This is a genomic window from Bacteroides sp. AM23-12, assembly GCF_003434395.1.
Taxonomy (GTDB): domain Bacteria; phylum Bacteroidota; class Bacteroidia; order Bacteroidales; family Bacteroidaceae; genus Bacteroides; species Bacteroides thetaiotaomicron.
On record NZ_QTLF01000006.1, the window covers coordinates 29,006 to 50,907 of the forward strand.

Below are 21,902 nucleotides of genomic sequence, written 5' to 3' on the forward strand. Positions count from 1 at the left end.
CATGAATTTAAGAACCTTTATTGAACGCCCCGTATTATCGGCAGTCATCTCTATTACGATTGTCGTTGTGGGTATCATCGGGCTGTTCAGTCTGCCCGTCGAACAATATCCCGATATTGCTCCGCCGACCATTATGGTGAGTACCACCTATTATGGCGCCAGTGCGGAAACTTTGCAGAAGAGTGTGATTGCTCCTTTGGAAGAAGCGATCAATGGTGTGGAAGACATGACTTACATGACTTCCAGCGCCACCAATGCCGGTACAGTGAGTATCACCGTGTACTTCAAGCAGGGAACAGACCCGGACATGGCAGCGGTCAACGTACAGAACCGCGTGTCGAGAGCGACGGGACAGCTTCCGGCAGAAGTAACGCAGGTCGGTGTGACTACTTCCAAACGTCAGACAAGTATCCTGCAGATGTTCTCGCTTTCCAGTCCGGACGATAGCTACGATGAAAACTTCCTTTCCAACTATATCAGTATCAATCTGAAACCGGAGATTCTGCGTATCTCGGGTGTAGGCGACCTGATGATTATGGGAGGTGAATATAGCATGCGTGTATGGATGAAGCCGGACGTGATGGCCCAGTACAAACTGATTCCATCGGATATCACCGGTGTGCTTGCCGAACAGAATATCGAATCGGCCACCGGTTCATTCGGTGAAAACTCGAACGAAACCTATCAGTATACAATGAAATATAAAGGACGTCTGATCACTCCGGAAGAATTTGGAGATATTGTCATTCGTTCTACGGACAATGGTGAGGTCCTGAAGTTGAAAGACATCGCCGAGATACAGTTGGGACAGGATAGCTATGCTTATCACGGTGGAATGGACGGTCATCCGGGCGTTTCGTGCATGGTGTTTCAGACGGCGGGCTCCAATGCGACCGAAGTAAACCAGAACATTGATAAATTCCTTGAAGAAGCCCGTAAAGACCTCCCGAAAGGAGTGGAACTGACACAGATGATGAGCTCGAACGACTTCCTGTTCGCTTCTATCCATGAGGTGGTGAAGACGTTGATCGAGGCGATTATCCTGGTGATTCTGGTGGTATATGTGTTCTTGCAGGACTTTCGTTCTACGCTGATTCCTTTGGTGGGAGTCATTGTTTCGCTCATCGGTACGTTTGCTTTCATGGCGGTGGCAGGATTCAGTATCAATCTGCTCACGCTGTTTGCGCTCGTGCTCGTCATTGGTACGGTGGTGGACGACGCCATTATTGTCGTCGAGGCGGTGCAGGCACGCTTCGACGTAGGATACAGGTCGTCCTATATGGCAAGTATCGATGCAATGAAAGGTATCAGTAATGCTGTTATCACCTCTTCGCTGGTGTTTATGGCAGTATTTATTCCGGTATCCTTCATGGGCGGTACTTCCGGTACGTTCTATACCCAGTTTGGTCTGACGATGGCGGTTGCCGTTGGTATTTCCGCTATTAATGCGTTGACGCTGAGTCCGGCATTATGTGCGTTGCTGTTGAAGCCTTATATCAATGAAGACGGTACGCAGAAGAATAACTTTGCGGCACGTTTCCGTAAAGCATTCAACTCGGCTTTCGATATTCTGATAGAGAAATACAAGAATGTGGTACTGATCTTTATCAAACGCAGATGGCTGGCATGGTCGCTGCTCGTTTGCTCTGTAGTGTTGCTTGTATTCCTGATGAACACAACAAAGACCAGTCTGGTGCCGGACGAAGACCAGGGTGTGGTATTCGTCAATGTAAGTACGGCGGCCGGTAGTTCGCTGACTACGACCGACGAAGTGATGGAACGCATCGAAAAGCGTCTGATGGATATTCCGCAGATTAAGCACGTGCAGAAAGTGGCCGGCTACGGATTGCTGGCAGGACAGGGAAGCTCGTTCGGTATGTTGATTCTGAAATTGAAGTCGTGGGACGAACGTCCGAATGATGAGGATAATGTGCAGGCAGTCATCGGTCAGGTGTACGGTCGTACGGCCGATATCAAGGATGCCAGTGTCTTCGCTATTTCGCCGGGTATGATTCCGGGTTACGGTATGGGTAATGCGCTGGAACTCCATATGCAGGATAAGATGGGCGGTGATATCAACGAATTCTTTACCACTACCCAGCAATATCTGGGAGCATTGAACCAGCGTCCGGAAATTGCGATGGCATATTCTACGTTCGACGTGCGCTATCCGCAGTGGACGGTAGAGGTGGATGCAGCCAAGTGTAAACGCGCAGGCATTACACCGGATGCGGTATTGAGCACACTGTCCGGTTATTATGGCGGTCAGTATGTGTCCAACTTCAACCGTTTCTCTAAAGTATACAGAGTCATGATTCAGGCAGACCCGCAATTCCGTCTGGACGAAACTTCACTGGACAATGCTTTCGTACGTATGTCGAACGGAGAGATGGCTCCGCTGAGCCAGTTCGTAACGTTGACACGCAGCTACGGCGCAGAGTCGCTGAGCCGTTTCAATATGTACAATTCCATCGCCGTGAATGCGATGCCGGCAGACGGATATAGTACGGGAGATGCTATCAAGGCCGTACAGGAAACAGCCGTACAGGCTCTTCCCAAGGGATATGGCTATGATTACGGAGGCATCACCCGTGAGGAAAATCAGCAAAGCGGTACGACTATGATCATCTTTGGTATCTGCTTCCTGATGATTTATCTGATTCTGAGTGCATTGTACGAGAGCTTTATCATTCCGTTCGCCGTGCTTCTGAGTGTGCCTTGCGGATTGATGGGAAGTTTCCTCTTCGCATGGATGTTCGGACTGGAGAATAACATTTACTTGCAGACAGGTTTGATTATGTTGATCGGTCTGTTGGCAAAGACAGCCATCCTGTTGACCGAATACGCTGCCGAACGCCGTAAGGCAGGCATGGGACTGATCGCTTCTGCGGTAAGTGCAGCCAAAGCCCGTCTGCGTCCGATTCTGATGACAGCATTGACGATGATCTTCGGTCTGTTCCCATTGATGTTGTCCAGTGGTGTAGGAGCCAATGGTAACCGTTCGCTGGGTACGGGTGTAGTCGGTGGTATGACGATCGGTACGCTGGCATTACTTTTCATCGTGCCTACTTTGTTTATCGCTTTCCAGTGGTTGCAGGAACGCTTACGCCCGGTGCAGAGCAGACCTACGGAAGACTGGCAGATCGAGGAAGAAATCAAGGTGAGTGAAGAAGAAAAATCTAAAGCAGGAAAAAAATAATTGATGATGAAGAAAATATTAATCTTATCCGCAGCAACGCTCGTGTTGAGCAGTTGCGGTATCTACAATAAATACAAACCTGTATCGGAAGTCCCCGAAGGACTTTATGGAAGCGAAACCGTCGCTTCCGCCGATACGGCGAACTTCGGTAATCTCTCGTGGAGAGAGGTCTTTACTGACTCGTATTTGCAGAATTTGATCGATTCGGCTTTGGTACGGAATACGGATATGCAGACAGCGCATCTCCGTGTGAAAGAAGCGGAGGCTTCGTTGCTGACGTCCAAGCTTTCTTATCTGCCCTCTTTGTTTCTCGCACCGGAAGGAGCTGTGAGCAGCTTCGACCGTGGCAAAGCGACTCAGACCTACTCATTGCCGGTGACTGCCTCGTGGGAACTGGATATCTTCGGAAAGGTGACCACGGCCAAACGTCGGGCAAAAGCGGCCTATGAGCAGAGCAAGGAGTATGAACAGGCGGTGAAGACGCAATTGGTGTCTGCCGTGGCAAATACTTATTATACCTTGTTGATGCTCGACGCTCAATATGAGATTTCCGTGTCCACCGAAGCGGCATGGAAAGAGAGCGTGCGGACAGCCCGTGCCATGAAGAAGGCCGGTATGATGACCGAAGCCGGACTGGCTCAGACGGAAGCCACCTATTATAATATATGTACGGCAGTGCTCGACCTGAAAGAACAAATCAATCAGACGGAGAACTCAATGGCTTTGTTGCTGGCGGAAACACCTCACAAGATACAACGCGGCAAACTGGAAAACCAGCAGTTGCCGGAAGACCTCTCCGTAGGGATTCCTTTGCAGATGCTTTCCAACCGTCCGGATGTACGTAGCGCGGAGTTCTCTTTAGCGCAGGCATTCTATACGACGAATGCTGCCCGTGCTGCTTTCTATCCTTCCATCACGCTGAGCGGGAGTGCCGGATGGACAAACAGTGCCGGTAGCATGATTATCAATCCGGGCAAATTCGTTGCTTCTGCCGTAGCTTCACTGACGCAACCTTTATTTAACAAGGGAGTGAATATCGCCCAGCTGAAAATAGCGAAGGCACAGCAGGAAGAAGCCCGCCTCAGCTTTGAACAGACATTGCTGAACGCAGGTGTGGAAGTAAACGAGGCACTGGTGCAATATCAGACGGCCCGTGAGAAATCCGCTTTCTACGATAAGCAGATCACCTCTTTGCAGACTGCTGCCAGAAGCACTAGTCTGTTGATGGAACATAGTAATAATACTACTTATCTGGAAGTACTGACCGCACAGCAGACATTGCTGAACGCCAGACTTTCACAGGTAGCCAATCGCTTTACCGAAATCCAGGGCGTGATTACACTGTATCAGGCTTTGGGCGGAGGCCGGATGTAGGAGGATAGTATGAATCCTGAAAAAGTACGGTGTCAGATAATCGAATACACCAAACACGAGATGTATCTGCACGGTGCTGACGGACTGACCATGGATGACATAGCCAAGGGGATGAAGATGTCGAAGCGTACGCTTTACAAGCTGTTCCCCAGTAAGACTTGTCTGTTCCGCATCTGTCTTTCTGATTTCACCAACGGGATCAGAAGTTGTCTGAAACAAAGTCAGATGCGGATGGACAGTTCGTGTATGCAGGTGCTTTTTGCCACAGTGAACGGGTATCTCACGCTATTGCATTCGTTAGGAAAGACTTTATTGCTGGATATCGCCGCGAACGAAGATTACAGCGCTTCCTTCAAACGGGAAGAGGCCTTCTGGTTGCAGCAGTTTATCGACGTACTGACGCATTGTAAAATCTGTGGTTACCTGCTTCCGGGAGTCGATCCGGATCGCTTTGCGGCAGATTTGCAGGAGGTTATTTATCAGAGTTGCCTGCAAGGTACTCCGTATGTTGTTCAGCAGGCGCTGAACCATACTCTCTTACGAGGACTTTTTGAGGTGGACGGCATTCGGTATATTGACGAACACCTGAAACTGGATAAATTTAATGTTTGTGTATGAAAGGAAGGGCGTGTATTGCTTTTTAAGCAGGCACGCCTTTTTATTTGTTTGAAATGAGTTATTCTCTGAAATTCCCGATCATGTGATATATTAAGTTGTTTTTTAAATCTTGTCAATTAAACCCGGAGATAAGCAGAAAGGCAGTTAACCGTTGGCAGGTTAGTATAAACGCTTTTATTCTCATGCCCGTGAGAATATTTTCTCATCGCATTGAGAAATAATTCTCAAAGGCATGAGAACTTTTTCTCACTGTGGTGAGAATTTTTTCTCAAAGGCATGAGAATACTTTGAGAATATAGCAACTTGTATCATGCTATGTATTAATCGGATAGCAGTACAGCGGTATCTGTCTTATAACTGCTGTTTTATGACTGCTCAAAACGTTTAATTTCTAATAATGTAGTTCTTCGCTTGTTTGGTTAAGGCGGATGGACTGTCCTTTGTCTCCGTATGAAAACTTGACAAATGATCAATCTAAAGCCCTTTCACCACATCGACAGACAAACCCGTGCATTCTGCTATCACATCATCCGCTATACCTTTCTGCTTGAAATTGCGGGCTATCTCTATGGTTTGGTTGTGCTCTTTGAGCGCGGAGAACACCAGACTGGAAAGATATTCAAGTGTACTGTACAAGCGTTCCCGATTTTCCTTCCGCTGATAATCCACACTAAAAAATGTGGAACGCTTACGGTGTAATATCAGGTAATATGTTCCGGCAGTAAGAAGTCCCGCTATTATATCAATTGGGATACCCGTTCCTTCAAACAAATTTTTGTATTCTTCTATAGCCACTTTGTAATGCTTTTCCCTGCTTCGTGCCATACGTCTTGTGGTCGAATTGTCTGCTTCGAGTTCCCACACTAGCAAGTGCTGCATATCGGTATTGTCATATAAGTAATTTGCCAAAGCCTTTAAGGTGCTTTTCATGATGTCCTCGTTGGCTTTGTCTGTAGGGTGTTCTTCATCGAATAAATCGTGTAGCCAATAATCAGAGATGTATGCGTACTTATCCAGCAACCGCTCAATATTCTTATAGTTATTGAGCAGGACGGACATTTGTATGTCGGCTCTTTGCATAATATCCGTAAAGGTAATTTGCGCCAGACCTTTTTCACTTGCTAACTGCCGGATGGCATCAAACACGTCCGCTTCCAGTTCGGCGCGGGTACGGCGTGCACGTTTATTCTTCGATTGTTCCATGTTTACTTCTTTGTTGCATACAAAAGTATGAAAAATAAGTATAAGTCACTTATTTTCCTTTATAAAACAGATTTATGAAACGGTTCGGTCACCGAACAAATTTATTTCTATCTTTGTCTTATTAGTATTTAGAGAATAGAAAAACAAAGAACACTGGGGAAAGCAGAGTGGGTAAGGGAACGGCTTTCTCTACGAACGTATCTTTTGAGTATTATTTAAATCAGTAGAAAATGGGGAATTTAATTTCGTTTATGAAGGAAGTAGCCGATGGGCTGCGGGAAAGTGGGAATTTTGGGACTGCCCATATTTACAGGAGTAGCCTGAGTGCAATCCTTGCCTTTCATGGAAGTGATAAGCTTCCTTTCCGGAAAGTAAGTCAGGAGTTTCTTAAAAGTTTCGAATCGTATCTGCGTGGCAGGAACTGTAGCTGGAATACAGTTTCCACTTATATGCGTACGTTGCGTGCAGTGTATAACCGTGCGGTCGACCGCCATCTTGCGCCTTATGTGCCTCATCACTTCCGGTATGTCTATACAGGAACGCGCGCGGACAGGAAACGTGCGCTGGATAAGGAAGACATGGAGCGTCTGATGAAGGAACTTCCGAAACAGCTGTGTCAGGACAACAAGGAACTACAGCGTACTCGTGGTCTTTTCTTTTTAATGTTTTTACTTCGTGGGATTCCTTTTGTGGATCTTGCCTATCTGAAAAAGCATGATATCGATGGGAATGTAATGACTTACCGCCGTCGAAAAACCGGCAGGTTATTAACAGTGACTCTTGTACCGGAAGCTATGAAGCTGATCAAACAGTATATGAATACCGATCCTGCTTCTCCCTATCTTTTTTCGCTGATCACCAGTGGAGAGGGAACGGAAGCTGCTTACAAGGAATATCAGCTGGCATTGCGCAACTTTAATTATCAGTTAATGATTTTGAAACAGGTTTTGGGATTGACATCTGAAGTAAGCTCGTACACTGCCCGTCATACCTGGGCTACGATGGCATACTATTGTGAGGTACATCCCGGTGTTATTTCCGAAGCGATGGGGCATTCTTCCATCACCGTGACGGAAACGTATCTGAAACCTTTCAAGAATAAGAAAATTGATGAAGCGAATGTAGCGGTTATTTCTTCCTTAAAGAAGGTCTATAGTGTAGGTAAGTTGTTGAATTAGAGAACTGTTACTTTGTAGGTAACGGGAAGAAAAGACGCTGCAAATATGGGTATATTTTGGAAAACATGCAAACAAAAATGATATTTTTTCTGATAAACTACTAAAAAAAGGAAACACACAGAATAAAACTGCGGATTTTTTGAGAAGAACACGGCTTGGTCTTTAATTTTTGCAAAAGATTTCCCTCCCCTCTGCCATCGTCTGAGAGCAGGGGTTAAAAATATTCTTTACTTATTTAATGAATGTAGCCCGCAGACGCCTCTGTCGGGGTGGAAAAGTACGCTTTCCCGTTACCTACAAAGTAACGGGAAGGTGTTATTGAAACTTAGTGTTTAATAATATATTATTAATGTAATTTTTAAGTAGTTATGAAGAAAAAATTTATTAGAGTGATGTTTTTCGGAGCATTAGCGCTTTCAACTGTCACCTACGTAGGCTGTAAGGACTACGATGATGACATAGACAATCTGCAAACTCAGATTGACGCAAACAAAGCTAGTATCGAAAGTTTGCAGAAGTTTGTAGATAGTGGTAAGTGGGTTACAAATGTAGAATCTATTGCAGGGGGATTCAAGATTACATTTAACGATGAAAAATCTTATGAAATCGTAAATGGTGCCAAAGGTGACAAGGGAGATAAGGGAGACAAAGGAGATACAGGTGCGGCTGGTACTCCGGGAGCAGCAGGTGCTGATGGCGCTCCAGGCTCAAAAGTTACTATTGATGAGAAAACCGGCGAATGGCTGATTGATAACGAACCTACCGGATGGTTTGCAAAAGGAGAAGACGGTAAGGATGGTAAAGACGGACAATCGCCTTTTATCGGTGAAGATGGATACTGGTACTTTTGGGATGCAACTGCAGAAGGTGGCAACGGTAAACTTGTACAAGGAGCTTACGCACAGACAAGTGTATACATTGTAAAAGGAACAGACCGCCCGAATTGGGTACTTCACGTAGGAGCTCAGAATGCGGATGGTTCATATACTGACCAAACTGTTATTTTGCCGTCTGCTGACAAAATTTCAAGCATGAAAGTAGTAACGCTTACTGGTAATAAAATAGAGATCCCGACTACTGCTACTACTGTTAATATGTATTATGGACGTGTTCCCAAAGATTTTGAATTCAACGGAAAAAAATATATTGCCGGTGATTTATTGACTTCTAAAGGAGCTACAATTAATGCATTAATTAATCCGGTAGATCTTGATCTTAGTGCATATTCTCTTGATTTGACAGATTCTAAAGGCAATACAAACTATACAATCGCTGAAGTTGCTCAGAACATAAGCGAAAAACCGTTAACTCGTGCAGATAAAACACCTAATAAGGGTGTATTTGATTTAAGTATTGCAGTTGCTGACGGAGTAGCTTACAGTGATCTTCCAGGCAGCAATGATATTGCATATGCTTTAACAACAAAAGATGCTTTTGGAAATGAAATTATATCAGACTATGCTGTAAAAGTGACGGCTAAAATGCAGGCAATGTCATGTAGCGGTCCTGCTGTAGATGCTGTTTATCGTACGGTGCATAGTTTGGATGAACTGGTCGGAGACAGAATGAATGCAGCTGTTGATTTCTATTATACTATTGAAGGTGCTGATAGAAATACTGCAGAATTATTAGGTGTCAAACTTGATGCGGATGCCAGAACAATTTATGCAGAAAAAGAAGGAAGAATGCCTGTGACTATTCATTATCTGAAAACAGATGGAACAACAGCAACTACTACCATGAATATTGATTTCAAGAACATTGTAGTTGATGTAACTGTAGCTGACATGGAATGGACTATCACACCGGATGTGAAGAACCAATGGACTTCTTCTGATGTGACAGCTATGAAAGACTTGCTCAGACAAGGCCGTTATAATATTCAGCTTAAAGAAATAGCTTATACTGACGGTAAAATCCGTGTTAATGGTAAAGATTGGGAATATGTATATGCCGATAAGAGCATTCAATTCGAACTGCAGGCTGCTGATATTGATGGTGAACCTATCACAATTAATACTGTAGATGATTATGCTAAGGGTATAACGTTTAGCGTGGTAGCTCGCTTTAACCCTGCCAAGGTAGCTGCAACATCTCACGATGTAACATTGAATATTGTAGATACTAAGGATAACAATAAGGTTGTATATTCTACTAAGTTTAAAGTTGTTGTTAAACAAGATAATGATGCAATCTTTAAGTTTGAACCGTTGTCAGCATATTTTGATGCTACTAAGACTGAAGCTACTGCTTTTGGTGAATTGAATGCTACTGGTGATAAGATCCTGTATAACCTGAATAAACTATTCAGTGTATCTGCAGCGGATGCTCAATATATCACATTTGAAGAAACAGTACCTACATTCAATGGTGTGAAAGCTGCTGCATGGTTGACTGGTGCAACAGATGCGATAAGTGTAGACCCAATGAAGGATGTTAAAGAAGCTGACGGTGTAGCTGACGAAGATAATGCAGGTGCATACTCTGCACGTAAGTTTGTCTCTACTTATCATCCGTTTAACAATGAACGTTTGGCTACTTATAGCTATACTTACAATTTGACAATTAAGTCACCGATCAAAGAAGGTAAGCAGAAGGGGATTACTGGCAAATCTCTGTCTTTGGATAAGAAGAGCTTTGACTTTACAATGAACAATACTGATATTAAGTGGCAAGATGTAAATATGAGTGGTAATACTTATATTAATTGGGCTAGTGAAACCAGAGTCAGCAAATACACAGTGGCATTAAGTGAGGTTGCTGCCGGATATATGACAATTCAAGTAGGAACGGGAACTCTGCACGAAGGTACCGAACCTGTTGAAATTAAGGCAGGTGATAAGGTTACAATTGCCTTGAAAACGAGTGTAACTGACATCAAGAATGATGTAGCGGCAACTGATAGTTATGTTACTTTGTCTGTTCTGGATAAATGGGGTGCAACAAGTCAATGCAAAGTTGATGCTCCGCTTAAAAAGAGACAGTAACAGTAGTTCAAAACAGAGAATAATCTCGTTGGGGTGAAAACCCGGACATGAATAACTCTAAACTGAGAGCATCCCTGCTGAATCAAAAGGGATGCTCTCTCTTTAAAAGAAAAGAGATAAGTATGAATAGAAAGAAACTGTGGTTGACTGCATTTGTCTTAGCTTTAGGTGGAACAGTATCTTTTGCACAGGAACAGAAAATCAAAGAGGAAGGTAAAATAGAATTTAGACCTCATTGGTTTATGCAAGTGCAGGCAGGTGCTGCCCATACAGTTGGAGAAGCTAAGTTCTTTGATCTTATTTCTCCGGCTGCTGCTGTTAATATCGGTTATCAGTTTGCCCCTGCGTGGAGTGCACGGGTAGGAGGCAGCGGATGGCAGGCGAAAGGTCGTTGGGTTACTCCACAACAAGACTACCAGTATAAATATTTGCAAGGCAATGCTGATATTGTATCAGACTTGAGTACGTTGTTTTGTGGTTTCAACCCCAAACGTGTATTCAATGGTTATGTTTTTGCAGGTATAGGTCTTAATCGTGGTTTTGATAATGATGAAGCGGTTGCAATTGATGCAAACGGTTACAAAATGGATTATCTTTGGACGGAAGGAAAGTTTCTTGTGGCCGGACGTCTGGGCTTAGGATGCAATTTACGTCTAAATGATCGTTTGGCTATCAATATTGAAGGTAATGCAAATATTCTTTCTGATAAGTTCAATTCCAAAAAAGCAGGAAACTCCGACTGGCAGTTCAATGCTTTGGTTGGTTTGAATATTAAGTTCGGCAAAGGATATAAAGAAACCAAGCCTGTATATTACGAACCGGAACCGGTTGTAATGGAACAGCCGAGGCCTGCTCCTGTGGTAGAACAGCCACAGCCAAAGAAGGAAGTGGTAGCAGTACAGCCAATGAAGCAAGATATCTTTTTTGCTTTGAATTCGGCACGTATTCAAGATGACCAAAAGCCAAAGATTGATAGATTGGCAGAATACTTGCAGAAGAATCCATCAGCAAAAGTACAGGTGACCGGTTACGCTGATGTGAATACCGGTAATGCGCGAATCAATAAAGTATTGTCCGAAAAAAGAGCTGTTAACGTTGCCGATGCTTTGAAGGCAAGAGGGATAAGCACCGATAGGATCCTTGTTGATTCTAAAGGTGACACTGTTCAGCCATACAAAACACCCGAAGAAAACCGGGTAAGTATTTGTATTGCCGAATAGAAAGTAGGTAGAATATAACGCATAAAAAATTGTTGTATTTTCAATATGTAGTGATTGAATATGACTACTTTTCGGTTATATATCTCTGTGAAGAGGTTTATAATCGTGTTTCCCACTAAGGATTTTCCCCACTATGTCCTTAGTTTATTTTAGTGAAGAGAGAAAAGGTCTGCACTTGTGAAAGACCGGGCTTTTACTAGCTCTCTATACCCAAGGGACGTTCCTGATTTCCCCTTTTTCCCTGGGAACGTCCCATTTTTATTTTAGGAGTGATTAATCCGGTTATATCTTTATGTATTCCTAAAACTGTTTTTTATGGTATACTGAACAATTATATCGTTATATTTGTAATTCATAGTTTTGAGAAATGGAAAGAAAAGGCATTGTTTTCAGGAAGTATGGGAAAAGGGAACAAACTTCTTCAGAAAAGCCTTTTAAAGTATTATTTAAATTAATAGAAGATGGGGAATTTAATTTCATTTATGAAGGAAGTAGCCAATGGGCTACGGGAAAGTGGGAATTATGGCACTGCTCATATTTACAGGAGTAGTTTGAATGCTGTGATTGCATTCCATGGAAGTGATAAACTTCCTTTCAGGAAAGTTACTCAGGAGTTTCTTAAAAGTTTCGAATCGTATTTGCGGAGGAAAAATTGTAGCTGGAATACAGTTTCCACTTATATGCGTACATTGCGTGCAGTGTATAACCGGGCAGTCGACCGTCATATGGCACCTTATGTGCCTCATCATTTCCGGTATGTCTATACAGGAACACGTGCGGACAGGAAGCGGGCACTGGATAAGGAAGATATGGGACGTCTGATGAAAGAACTTCCGAAACGATTATGTCTGGAGAACAAAGATTTACAGCGTACGCGCGGCTTTTTCTTTTTAATGTTTTTACTTCGTGGGATACCATTTGTAGACCTTGCCTATTTAAAAAAAAGGATATGGATGGAAACACAATTACTTACCGTCGCAGAAAGACTGGCAAACTTCTGACTGTAACACTTGTGCCGGAAGCTATGAAGCTAATAAAAAGGTATATGAATACAGATCCGGCTTCTCCTTATCTCTTTTCGTTGATTTCCAGTGAGGAAGGGACGGAAACTTCTTATAAAGAATATCAGCTGGCATTACGCAATTTTAATTATCAGTTAATGATTTTGAAACAGATTTTGGGATTGACTTCAGAATTAAGCTCATACACTGCCCGCCACACTTGGGCTACTATGGCATACTATTGTGAGATACATCCCGGCGTCATTTCTGAAGCGATGGGACATTCTTCCATCACCGTAACAGAGACGTATCTGAAGCCTTTTAAGAATAAGAAAATTGATGAAGCGAATGTGGCGGTAATTACTTCCTTAAAGAAAGCTTGTGTGATTGGTAAGTTGTTGAATTAGAGTGGAGTTACTTCTTAGGTAACGGGAAGAAAAGACGCTGCAAATATGGGTATATTTTGGAAAACATGCAAACAAAAATGATATTTTTTCTGATAAACTACTAAAAAAAGGAAACACACTGAACAAAACTGCGGATTTTTTGAGAAGAACACGATCTGGTCTTTAATTTTTGCAAAAGATTTCCCTCCCCTCTGCCATCGTCTGTGAGCAGGGGCTAAAAATATTCTTTACTTATTTAATGAATGTAGCCCGCAGACACCTCTGTCGGGGTGGAAATACACGCTTTCCCGTTACCTAAGAAGTAACAGAAAGACAGACCACCAAGATGAGATGGATTATGAAATGACAGCAAACAAATTTTTTATTTATTAATTGTATAACATTTAATTTACTTTTATGAGAAAATGGACGTATTTGGTCGCAACCTTGCTAATGGCGGGTACGACAGCTACATTCACGGGATGTATTGATACCGATGAACCGGAAGGTATCGTTGATCTGCGGGGAGCAAAATCCGAACTGATTAAAGCGCAAGCTGCGGTAAAACTGGTGGAAGTGGAATGGCAAAAAGCGCAAGTAGCTTATCAGGAACTGGTAAACAAATCTAAAGAATTGGATAATCAGTACAAAGAGTACGATGTTCAGATGCATGCTTTAGACGTGAAACTGAAAGAACTGGAAGTAGAACGCGCACAAGCTGCTACCGAACAAGCAAAAGCTGAGGCGGAAGCTAAGATTGCTGAAGCTAACAGAGACAAAGCTTACTGGGAAAATAAAATGGCTGAAGAAGCTGAAATCTTCAAAGCAGCTATGTTGAACTATCAGACTCAGACTGCACAGGCACAAGAAGCTTATGATAATGCAATGAAACTGATTGAAGCAGGAAAACTTCTGCTTTCTGATGGAGAAAAAGCTATTATTGATAAAGCACAGCAAAGACTTTATGTTGCTTCTGCTAGTCTGAACCAATATTACGATGCTTTAAAGACAGCTCAGGATAATTATTATGATGCATTGGTTAATCCTAATCTTCCGACATTAGCTAGCTTGCAGGCTGAATTGAAGTTGGCACAGATTGCAGTTGAAAAGGCAGAAATCTTATTGGATGAGAAAAATAATATGTTAGCTTTGGCAGAAGACTTTGATGCAGCTGCATGGGATGATAAGATCCTGGATCTGAAGAAGAAGAAATCTGAATATGAAAGTGAAAAGAGCAAAGCTGATGTTGAGATCGCTACTATTAAGACTTCCGCAAATTATAAAGCTGCAGAACAAAAAGTAGCCGAAAAGATAAAAGCGCGTAAAGCTGCTAAAGAGGCATATGATAAAGCTGTAGCAGACTCTACAACACAGGTTAATACTCAGCTTGATATTGCAGCTTATAAATCTGAACCTATTAATGAAGGATTGAAGACATTATTTAGTAGTAGCAATGATTTTACATCTTTAGATGGATATACTGTTAGTACAGGTGTGTTTGATTATCAGGCTGTTCAGTATACGCAAACTGAGTACAATGCCGATTTGAAGATAGAAGATGTAACAGCCAGAACTAGTCAGGCATCTCTTACTCTGATGAAAGTAAATGCCTGGATTGATGCTTTAGGTAAATATTCTGTAGACGAAAATGGAGTTGAATGGAATAAGTTGACTTTGGCAGAAAAAGAAAAGGCAGCCAAAGATGCTAAAGAAAAATTTGAAAAAGATAAAGCTAACTGGGAAATTTCTGCAAAAGCGGTAAAAGGTACAGCAACTACAGTACCAACTACTGATTTGAAAAAGGTGACAGATGCTTATAATTCTTCTTATGCCGCAGTAGAATCTGCAGTGAAAGCTTATAATAGTGCATGGGATGCCGTATATCAAGCTGCTTATGATGCTGCTGTAGAAAAAGAAAAAGCTTCGGTATTGGAGAAAACATACCGTGACAATATGATTACCGCATTGTCTCCTACTAGTAAGGCTGCATGGGAGGCATTGACTCCTGCTGAACAAACTACCAGCAAACTGGAAGCTATATTGGACGATACAGTGAAACAAGCTAAAGCAAAGGCTGATGCTAATGCTACTTTGGCTGAATGGCTGAAACTTGATCAGACTGTTGCTGATTTGGCTGCCAAAGGTGAAGCTGCAGGAAATCAAGCTCTTGCTGATGATAAAGATAAGAAAGTAGAAAAGGCTAAAGCTGCATTGGTTGAAGCTGCTGGAAAGGCTGCTACTGCTGTTGCTAAGGTGGCTCCTGCAATTAGTACTTATTCTGCTCTTGCTGCTAATCCTTACGGTCAGATACTGGCTAATACAGTTAGTGTTGAAGATATGACAGGCAAAGATGCTTTCTATAAAGAAGAGGAAAAAGATGGTAAGAAAACTGGCCACATGCAGGCATTACGCTCTGATATTTCTGCAGATGAGTTTACTAAATTAAGTGCAACTAAGTTAGATCGCAATACAGCTGAAGATGCTTTAGAGTATACCTCTGATGCTACTTTTGGTACTGTGATTCCTGGCGAAGACAGACTTGTTGAAGTAACAGAAGCAATGGTCCGCGCTTATATTAAGCAGAATAATAGTGCTGTTTTGACTGACTTTGGTACTTTGGGAGCTATGATGGCTGCTAATGACGATGTACAGACTTGCAAAGATATGATTGCTGCTGCCGACTTGATTAAACCATTGAAGGCTCAAATGGAAGGTGTACTTGCCGATCTGAATGCAGAAATAAATACGAATACAGCTTTAATGGATCCGTTTATTGCAAAAGCTGACGAGACTCGTATTGCTCTGAAGACTGCTAAAGAAGAGGTGAAGAAAGCACAAGAGGAACAAGATGCATTGACTGCTGAAGCTGAGGCTAATAGTAAGAAGTTTGCTGAATTGATCCAAGATTACGATGGCTTGATCAGTGTTGTTCAAGATCAGATTGATGGTATCAACGGTGGTGTAGTCACTGGTACTGTGGTAACTGTAGAATCTGTTCTGAATTATTGGAAGAATGAAGTTGCTACTCAGGAAAAATCAGTTGAAGAAGCTAAACAGAAGGTTACTGCAGCAGAAAAGAGCATTGAACTGTTCAACAAGGGTGAATATAAGGAAGCTTATGTAATAGAACAGAAGAAACTTGCTTTGGAAACAGCTCAAGAAGCTTATGATGTAGCGAAAGCAATCTATGATACTGCTCTTGCACAAGTTAAGGCTGTATTGGAAACCTTGAGTAAGTAATTTCTTAATCACGTAAAAGTAACAAAATGATAAAGAAACTATGCACATTACTTTTGCTGACCTGTATAACAGCTGCGCCTTCATTGGCGCAGCGTTACAGCAGCAGTGATGATGCGTCGTTTGCTCCGAAGAAAGGACAGTGGCAGGTTTCGGTTTTACTTGGTAGCGGAAAGTTCTTCAATGAGAACACCTCTTATCTGCTTCCCAAGTTCACCAACACCGAAGGAGTCGTCGGACTTCCCAATGGAGGAACGGATAACTCCGGTGACCTGAACCGCTATCTGAATATCGGTAGTCTGAATAATAATAGTCTGGTCAATATAGCTGGAATCGAAGGCAAGTATTTTCTGTCTGACAACTGGGACATCAATTTCCAGTTTAGCATGAACATCAGCCTGACTCCCAAGAAAGACTATGTAGAAGGCGACAACAGTGTACCCGATATGATCATACCCGCGCAAAGTTATATCAATGCGCAGATGACTAATAACTGGTATACCTCTGTCGGCTCCAACTATTACTTCAAGACTCGCAACGAACGTATTCATCCATACGTAGGAGGCGCCCTTGGCTTCCAGATGGCACGCATTGAAACTACAGAACCATACACCGGTGATACCTATAAGGATAGCGATGATTCGGAAGAACTTCCTTCTCAGGTCTATACCGCAGGAAGCAAAGCCGGTCAGATGTATGGTATGAAAGTAGCTGCCGTAGCAGGTATCGAGTATAGCATTGCCAAAGGATTTATTTTCGGGTTTGAGATGCATCCTTTAGCTTATCGCTATGATCTGATACAAATTTGTCCGAAAGGATTTGATAGGTACAATGTCAGTCACCATAACATCAAAATTTTCGAAATGCCTGTGGTGAAACTTGGCTTCAGATTCTGACGAACAATGATTATACAAATGTATAAATGAAAAGTGAAAGCCGCTCTGCTGATATTGGCGGGCGGCTTTTCTTTCTTTTCAAGAAGAAATAAAAGTCCGATGAATAGATGTATAAGACTTTTGCCCTTTTTTATTGGGGTATTAGTATTGGGAGCTTGCTCTCAAATAAAAGGTTACAGAATTGACGGTAGTGCGCCTCTGCCGGAATTTGAGGGTAAAATGGTTTACATGAAAGATGTTTCGACGGATGCCCCTGTTGACAGCGCAAGGATAATAAATGGAAAGTTTGCTTTTGCAGACACGACAAAAATAGAAAATCCGGTCATAAAGATACTTTCGATCCATGCCAGTAAAATGGGACTGGAATACCGTTTGCCTGTTGTGATTGAAAACGGTACCATAAAAGCGAGTATTGCCGATGTCGTTTGTACGGAAGGAACGATGCTGAACGAACGGATGCAGGATTTTCTTCTGGCTATAGATGCATATTCTGCTGCTTGTACGGATAAGCCGGTGGAACAGATACAATCCGGATTCTCGGAATTACTAAAGAGATATATCGAGATGAATAATGACAATGTAATTGGTACTTATATTCAGACAGCTTACCAGTCATCACTATAATACGATAAATATTCTTTTTCATTTCTATAACAAATAAGATATACGAATACAGAGATAATTTAATAAATAAGAGCTCAATCATAATAATCCTTCTCCTGATATCTTCCGGATTAATGCACTACTTCTTTATGAAGGGGATATCCATAAGACGAGAAACAAAGATGCGCCCTTGCGAAAGTCCGGATTTTTGTATTATTATGTTTTTAAGGACGTTCCTGTTCCCACATTTCCCCTTTTTCCCCAGGAACGTCCTTTTATTTTTCAACTAGGTTTGTCTTTTTATTGTAAAGCACGGATACGTACTTCTATTTCTTTTTCGTTTTTTAATCCGTCCTTCACTTCATTGATATTCGTATCTCCGTAATGGTACGGATATAAAATATGCGGTTGAATGATTTTAGCAGATTGTATAGCTTGTTCCGGTGTCATCGTATACGGTTGGTTGACAGGTAGAAAGGCTATATCGATATTCTTTATTTGTTTCATTTCCGGGATATCTTCCGTGTCTCCGGCAATGTAAATCCGGGTGTCGCCCACAGTGAGGATATATCCGTTGTCACGTCCCTTGGGATGGAATTTGTCTCTACCGGGAGTTGTATTATAAGCAGGTACTGCTTCCAGTTTGATTTCGGGTGTAATTTGCAGTATATCACCATTTTTCATGGCTTGTCCTTTGTCCAGCATCTTCTGGCAATTCGGATTGGCAATAATTTTTGTATCCGGAGTTTCGATAGCAGCAATCGCTTTGGTATCGAAATGATCATGGTGTTCATGTGTTATCAGGATATAGTCAGCTTTCGGTTGCTGTGTAAAGTCTGCGTAATCAGAGACTGGATCAATAAAAAACTTTTTTCCAGCATATTCTATTAACAAGCTGGCATGCTTAAAGAAAGTGATCTTCAGGCTTTTCCCGTTCTTGGTGGTAAACGAATCCGTTTCGAAGTTCTGCATCTTTGTGGTCAGATTAATTGAATGATTGAATAAACAGGAATAAGCAAATCCGTAAGAAAGGCACAGCGCGAGTGCTACTAATAAAATCTTTTTCATATCTATACAGAGTTTGGTTCCTTACAAAGATAAACATCTATAGCGATTTATCAGTTCATGATTAAACATATTCTGTTGGAAATTAACTTTCTTATTGAGAAGGAGGATAATAGGCAGTAAATAAGAAAGGGATGAGGCATTGGTGAAAAGAGAAAGGCACAGAGTCAAAATATCCTGTGCCTTTGCTGTTTGTTATCTGATAGTAATCAGCTTTTACGCATTCAATGCCTGCTCGATATCTGCAATGATATCATCCGCATTCTCGATACCTACGGACAAACGGATTAAGTCGGGACGTACACCTGCTTCCATCAGCTGCTCATCCGACAACTGGCGGTGAGTATGGCTGGCGGGGTGAAGCACACAACTACGGGCATCAGCTACGTGAGTCACAATAGCGATAAATTCTAATGAATCCATAAACTTGATAGATACATCACGTCCGCCTTTCAGTCCGAAGGAGATTACTCCGCAGGAGCCGTTCGGCATATATTTCTGTGCCAGTGCATAGTATTTGTTATCCGGCAGGCCGCAATAGTTAACCCAAGCCACTTTCTCGTTCTTAGAAAGATATTCTGCTACTTTCTGAGCGTTACGACAATGTTGAGGCATACGCAGGTGCAGTGTTTCAAGTCCAAGATTCAGTAAGAAAGAATTTTGCGGGCTTTGGATGCTGCCGAGGTCACGCATCAGTTGTGCGGTTGCTTTGGTGATGTAAGCGCCTTTGCCGAATGCTTTTGTATAGGTCAGACCATGATAAGATTCGTCCGGTGTACAGAGCCCGGGGAATTTGTCTGCATGGGCATCCCAGTCGAAGTTGCCGCTGTCGACGATACAGCCGCCTACGCTGGTGGCGTGTCCGTCCATGTACTTGGTAGTAGAATGAACGATGATGTCTGCTCCCCATTCGAAAGGACGGCAGTTGATAGGAGTCGGGAATGTATTGTCCACAATCAAAGGCACTCCGTGACTGTGTGCGATACGGGCAAACTTTTCGATATCCAGCACTTCGAGAGAAGGATTGGAGATCGTTTCTCCGAACAGTGCTTTCGTATTAGGCTGGAAAGCTGCCGAGATTTCTTCTTCGCTGGCATCCGGATTAACGAATGTAACGTCGATGCCGAGTTTCTTCATGGTGACACCGAATAAATTGAATGTTCCTCCATAGATGGCGGATGAACAAACGAAATGATCTCCTGTCTGGCAGATATTGAAAATGGCATAAAAGTTGGCTGCCTGACCGCTGGATGTAAGCATAGCAGCTACACCACCTTCAAGGGCGGCAATCTTGGCGGCAACCGCGTCATTAGTCGGGTTTTGCAGGCGGGTATAAAAATAACCACTGTCTTCCAAATCGAAAAGGCGTGCCATTTGTTCGCTGGTATCGTATTTGAAAGTTGTACTCTGATAGATGGGTAGCACACGCGGCTCACCCTTTTTAGGCGTCCATCCGGCCTGTACGCACAGGGTTTCGGGTTTGAATTGTTTTGCCATAATGATATAGGGTTTTAAGTTTTATTGCCAAAAAAAGTTTTAACGGGGCAAAAGTAGGGAAAATAATTGTATTTTTGTCCTGTTTATAAGTGAAATGATACTGATAAGGTAGTAGTCGAATATGAAAAAAAGATTCTATATTCTTTTATTAATTAGTTTTCTTCTTTCGTTGGCTGATGTGCAGGCGCAACAAAAAGCTACTCCGAAAGCAGGTGAGGGGATTTCTACTTTTTTGCTGCGTCATAACCGTGCTCCAAAGAAATATTACGATGATTTTGTGGAACTGAATAAGGCAAAGCTGGGGAAAGGAAATGTGCTGAAACTGGGGGTGACATATATAATTCCTCCTGTCAAGAGATCGACGGCGGCTGATAAAGAGACACCGGCAAGAAAACAATCCTCAAAGGCTTCGAAAATAGGAACCACTCTTCATGAACCTCTTTTCGGTAAGCAACTGGCGAATGTAAAGGTCACTTCCAACCGACTGGCAGGTGCCTGCTTTTATGTAGTCAGCGGGCATGGCGGTCCTGATCCGGGAGCCATCGGACGGGTAGGGAAGCACGAACTTCACGAAGACGAATATGCCTATGACATTGCACTTCGTCTCGCCCGGAATCTGATGCAGGAAGGGGCGGAAGTGCATATCATTATTCAGGATGCCAAAGATGGTATCCGTAATGACGCTTACCTCTCTAACAGCAAGCGTGAGACTTGTATGGGCGACCCGATTCCATTGAATCAGGTGCAGCGTCTTCAGCAGCGTTGCAATAAAATCAATGCTCTTTATCAGAAAGACCGTCAGAACTATACTTACTGTCGCGCTATCTTCATCCATGTAGACAGTCGCAGCAAAAAAAAGCAGACAGATGTCTTTTTCTATCATTCTAATAAGAAAGCCGAAAGCAAACGGCTGGCAAACAATATGAAAGATACGTTCGAATCCAAATATGGAAAGCATCAGCCGAACCGCGGCTTTTCCGGAACGGTGAGCGGACGCAATTTATATGTACTTTCACACACTACTCCTGCTTCTGTCTTTGTCGAACTGGGGAATATACAGAATACATTTGACCAGCGGAGACTGGTGATGGATTCCAACCGTCAGGCCCTTGCCAAATGGTTGATGGAAGGCTTTCTGAAAGATTTTAAAGGGAGAAAATAAACTTCAATCTCTTTTTTTCGTGAACAAAACGAAAATCGGGATGTTATATATGTGCAAATCGCCTGATGGCTGCTTGTAGGTATGCGAATATATATGAGTCAGTGAATATGCCTCCCCGGCATAACAGGAAGATTGCATAGTAGTTTTGTCGTGTTTTATTTTGTGTTTGTGTTGTGACGGTGCTGCGATGTGAATCGGGGTACCGTTTTTTTTGTTAAAAAGTCGTCTTAACTTCATTTTTTTCAGAACTCTTGTGAACAAAATCCGAATGGGTGC

At 42.7% G+C, this 21,902-nt stretch carries 13 protein-coding genes and 1 pseudogene; 11 read left to right on the forward strand and 3 right to left on the reverse strand.

Going from position 1 to position 21,902, the window contains the following annotated elements:
• The first annotated feature begins 1 nt into the window (after nt 1).
• Genes DW640_RS07910 through DW640_RS07920 form a run of 3 tightly spaced genes read left to right on the forward strand, consistent with a single transcriptional unit; the run spans nt 2 to nt 5,191 of the window.
• A complete protein-coding gene (locus tag DW640_RS07910) occupies nt 2-3,199 on the forward strand; it encodes an efflux RND transporter permease subunit (protein WP_061473760.1) in 3,198 nt (1,065 codons plus the stop codon).
• Nucleotides 3,200-3,205: 6 nt separating this feature from the next.
• Complete coding sequence (locus DW640_RS07915) at nt 3,206-4,573, forward strand: TolC family protein (protein WP_199610304.1); 1,368 nt, start codon at nt 3,206-3,208, stop codon at nt 4,571-4,573.
• Nucleotides 4,574-4,582: 9 nt separating this feature from the next.
• Entirely contained in the window at nt 4,583-5,191 is a 609-nt protein-coding gene (locus DW640_RS07920; protein WP_117577786.1) for a TetR/AcrR family transcriptional regulator, read from the forward strand.
• Nucleotides 5,192-5,665: 474 nt separating this feature from the next.
• Here the strand turns inward: DW640_RS07920 and DW640_RS07925 are convergent, their stop codons facing one another.
• Nucleotides 5,666-6,394 (reverse strand): TetR/AcrR family transcriptional regulator, encoded by a 729-nt coding sequence (locus DW640_RS07925; protein ID WP_117577788.1) that lies wholly within the window; start codon nt 6,392-6,394, stop codon nt 5,666-5,668.
• 230 nt (nt 6,395-6,624) lie between these two features.
• Here DW640_RS07925 and DW640_RS07930 point away from each other — a divergent pair, with 230 nt between their 5' ends.
• The 7 genes and pseudogenes from DW640_RS07930 (at nt 6,625) to DW640_RS07970 (ending at nt 17,923) form a co-directional block, all read left to right on the forward strand.
• Complete coding sequence (locus tag DW640_RS07930) at nt 6,625-7,572, forward strand: site-specific integrase (protein WP_117577790.1); 948 nt, start codon at nt 6,625-6,627, stop codon at nt 7,570-7,572.
• Between the two features lie 368 nt (nt 7,573-7,940).
• Nucleotides 7,941-10,559, forward strand: coding sequence for a hypothetical protein (locus DW640_RS07940; protein ID WP_016269625.1), 2,619 nt, complete (start codon nt 7,941-7,943; stop codon nt 10,557-10,559).
• A gap of 122 nt (nt 10,560-10,681) precedes the next feature.
• Nucleotides 10,682-11,779, forward strand: coding sequence for an OmpA family protein (locus DW640_RS07945; RefSeq protein WP_016269626.1), 1,098 nt, complete (start codon nt 10,682-10,684; stop codon nt 11,777-11,779).
• Nucleotides 11,780-12,240: 461 nt separating this feature from the next.
• Nucleotides 12,241-13,187 (forward strand): annotated as a pseudogene (locus tag DW640_RS07950) (tyrosine-type recombinase/integrase).
• Nucleotides 13,188-13,583: 396 nt separating this feature from the next.
• Nucleotides 13,584-16,406 carry a hypothetical protein gene (locus DW640_RS07960; protein ID WP_173664628.1) on the forward strand — a complete coding sequence of 941 codons (2,823 nt, stop codon included), beginning with the start codon at nt 13,584-13,586 and terminating at the stop codon, nt 16,404-16,406.
• Between the two features lie 26 nt (nt 16,407-16,432).
• On the forward strand, nt 16,433-17,299 hold the full coding sequence (locus DW640_RS07965; RefSeq protein ID WP_016269629.1) for a BT1926 family outer membrane beta-barrel protein: 867 nt from the start codon (nt 16,433-16,435) through the stop codon (nt 17,297-17,299).
• Nucleotides 17,300-17,398: 99 nt separating this feature from the next.
• Complete coding sequence (locus DW640_RS07970) at nt 17,399-17,923, forward strand: DUF4369 domain-containing protein (RefSeq protein ID WP_055298849.1); 525 nt, start codon at nt 17,399-17,401, stop codon at nt 17,921-17,923.
• Nucleotides 17,924-18,202: 279 nt separating this feature from the next.
• On the opposite strand, the gene DW640_RS07975 is transcribed toward DW640_RS07970, so the two are convergent.
• Together DW640_RS07975 and DW640_RS07980 are read right to left on the reverse strand one after the other, a co-directional pair.
• Nucleotides 18,203-18,970 carry an MBL fold metallo-hydrolase gene (locus DW640_RS07975; RefSeq protein WP_054960008.1) on the reverse strand — a complete coding sequence of 256 codons (768 nt, stop codon included), beginning with the start codon at nt 18,968-18,970 and terminating at the stop codon, nt 18,203-18,205.
• Between the two features lie 213 nt (nt 18,971-19,183).
• Complete coding sequence (locus DW640_RS07980) at nt 19,184-20,464, reverse strand: O-acetylhomoserine aminocarboxypropyltransferase/cysteine synthase family protein (RefSeq protein ID WP_022470619.1); 1,281 nt, start codon at nt 20,462-20,464, stop codon at nt 19,184-19,186.
• A gap of 121 nt (nt 20,465-20,585) precedes the next feature.
• On the opposite strand from DW640_RS07980, the gene DW640_RS07985 reads away from it, so the two are divergent.
• On the forward strand, nt 20,586-21,626 hold the full coding sequence (locus tag DW640_RS07985; protein ID WP_117577792.1) for an N-acetylmuramoyl-L-alanine amidase: 1,041 nt from the start codon (nt 20,586-20,588) through the stop codon (nt 21,624-21,626).
• Nucleotides 21,627-21,902 lie beyond the last annotated feature (276 nt).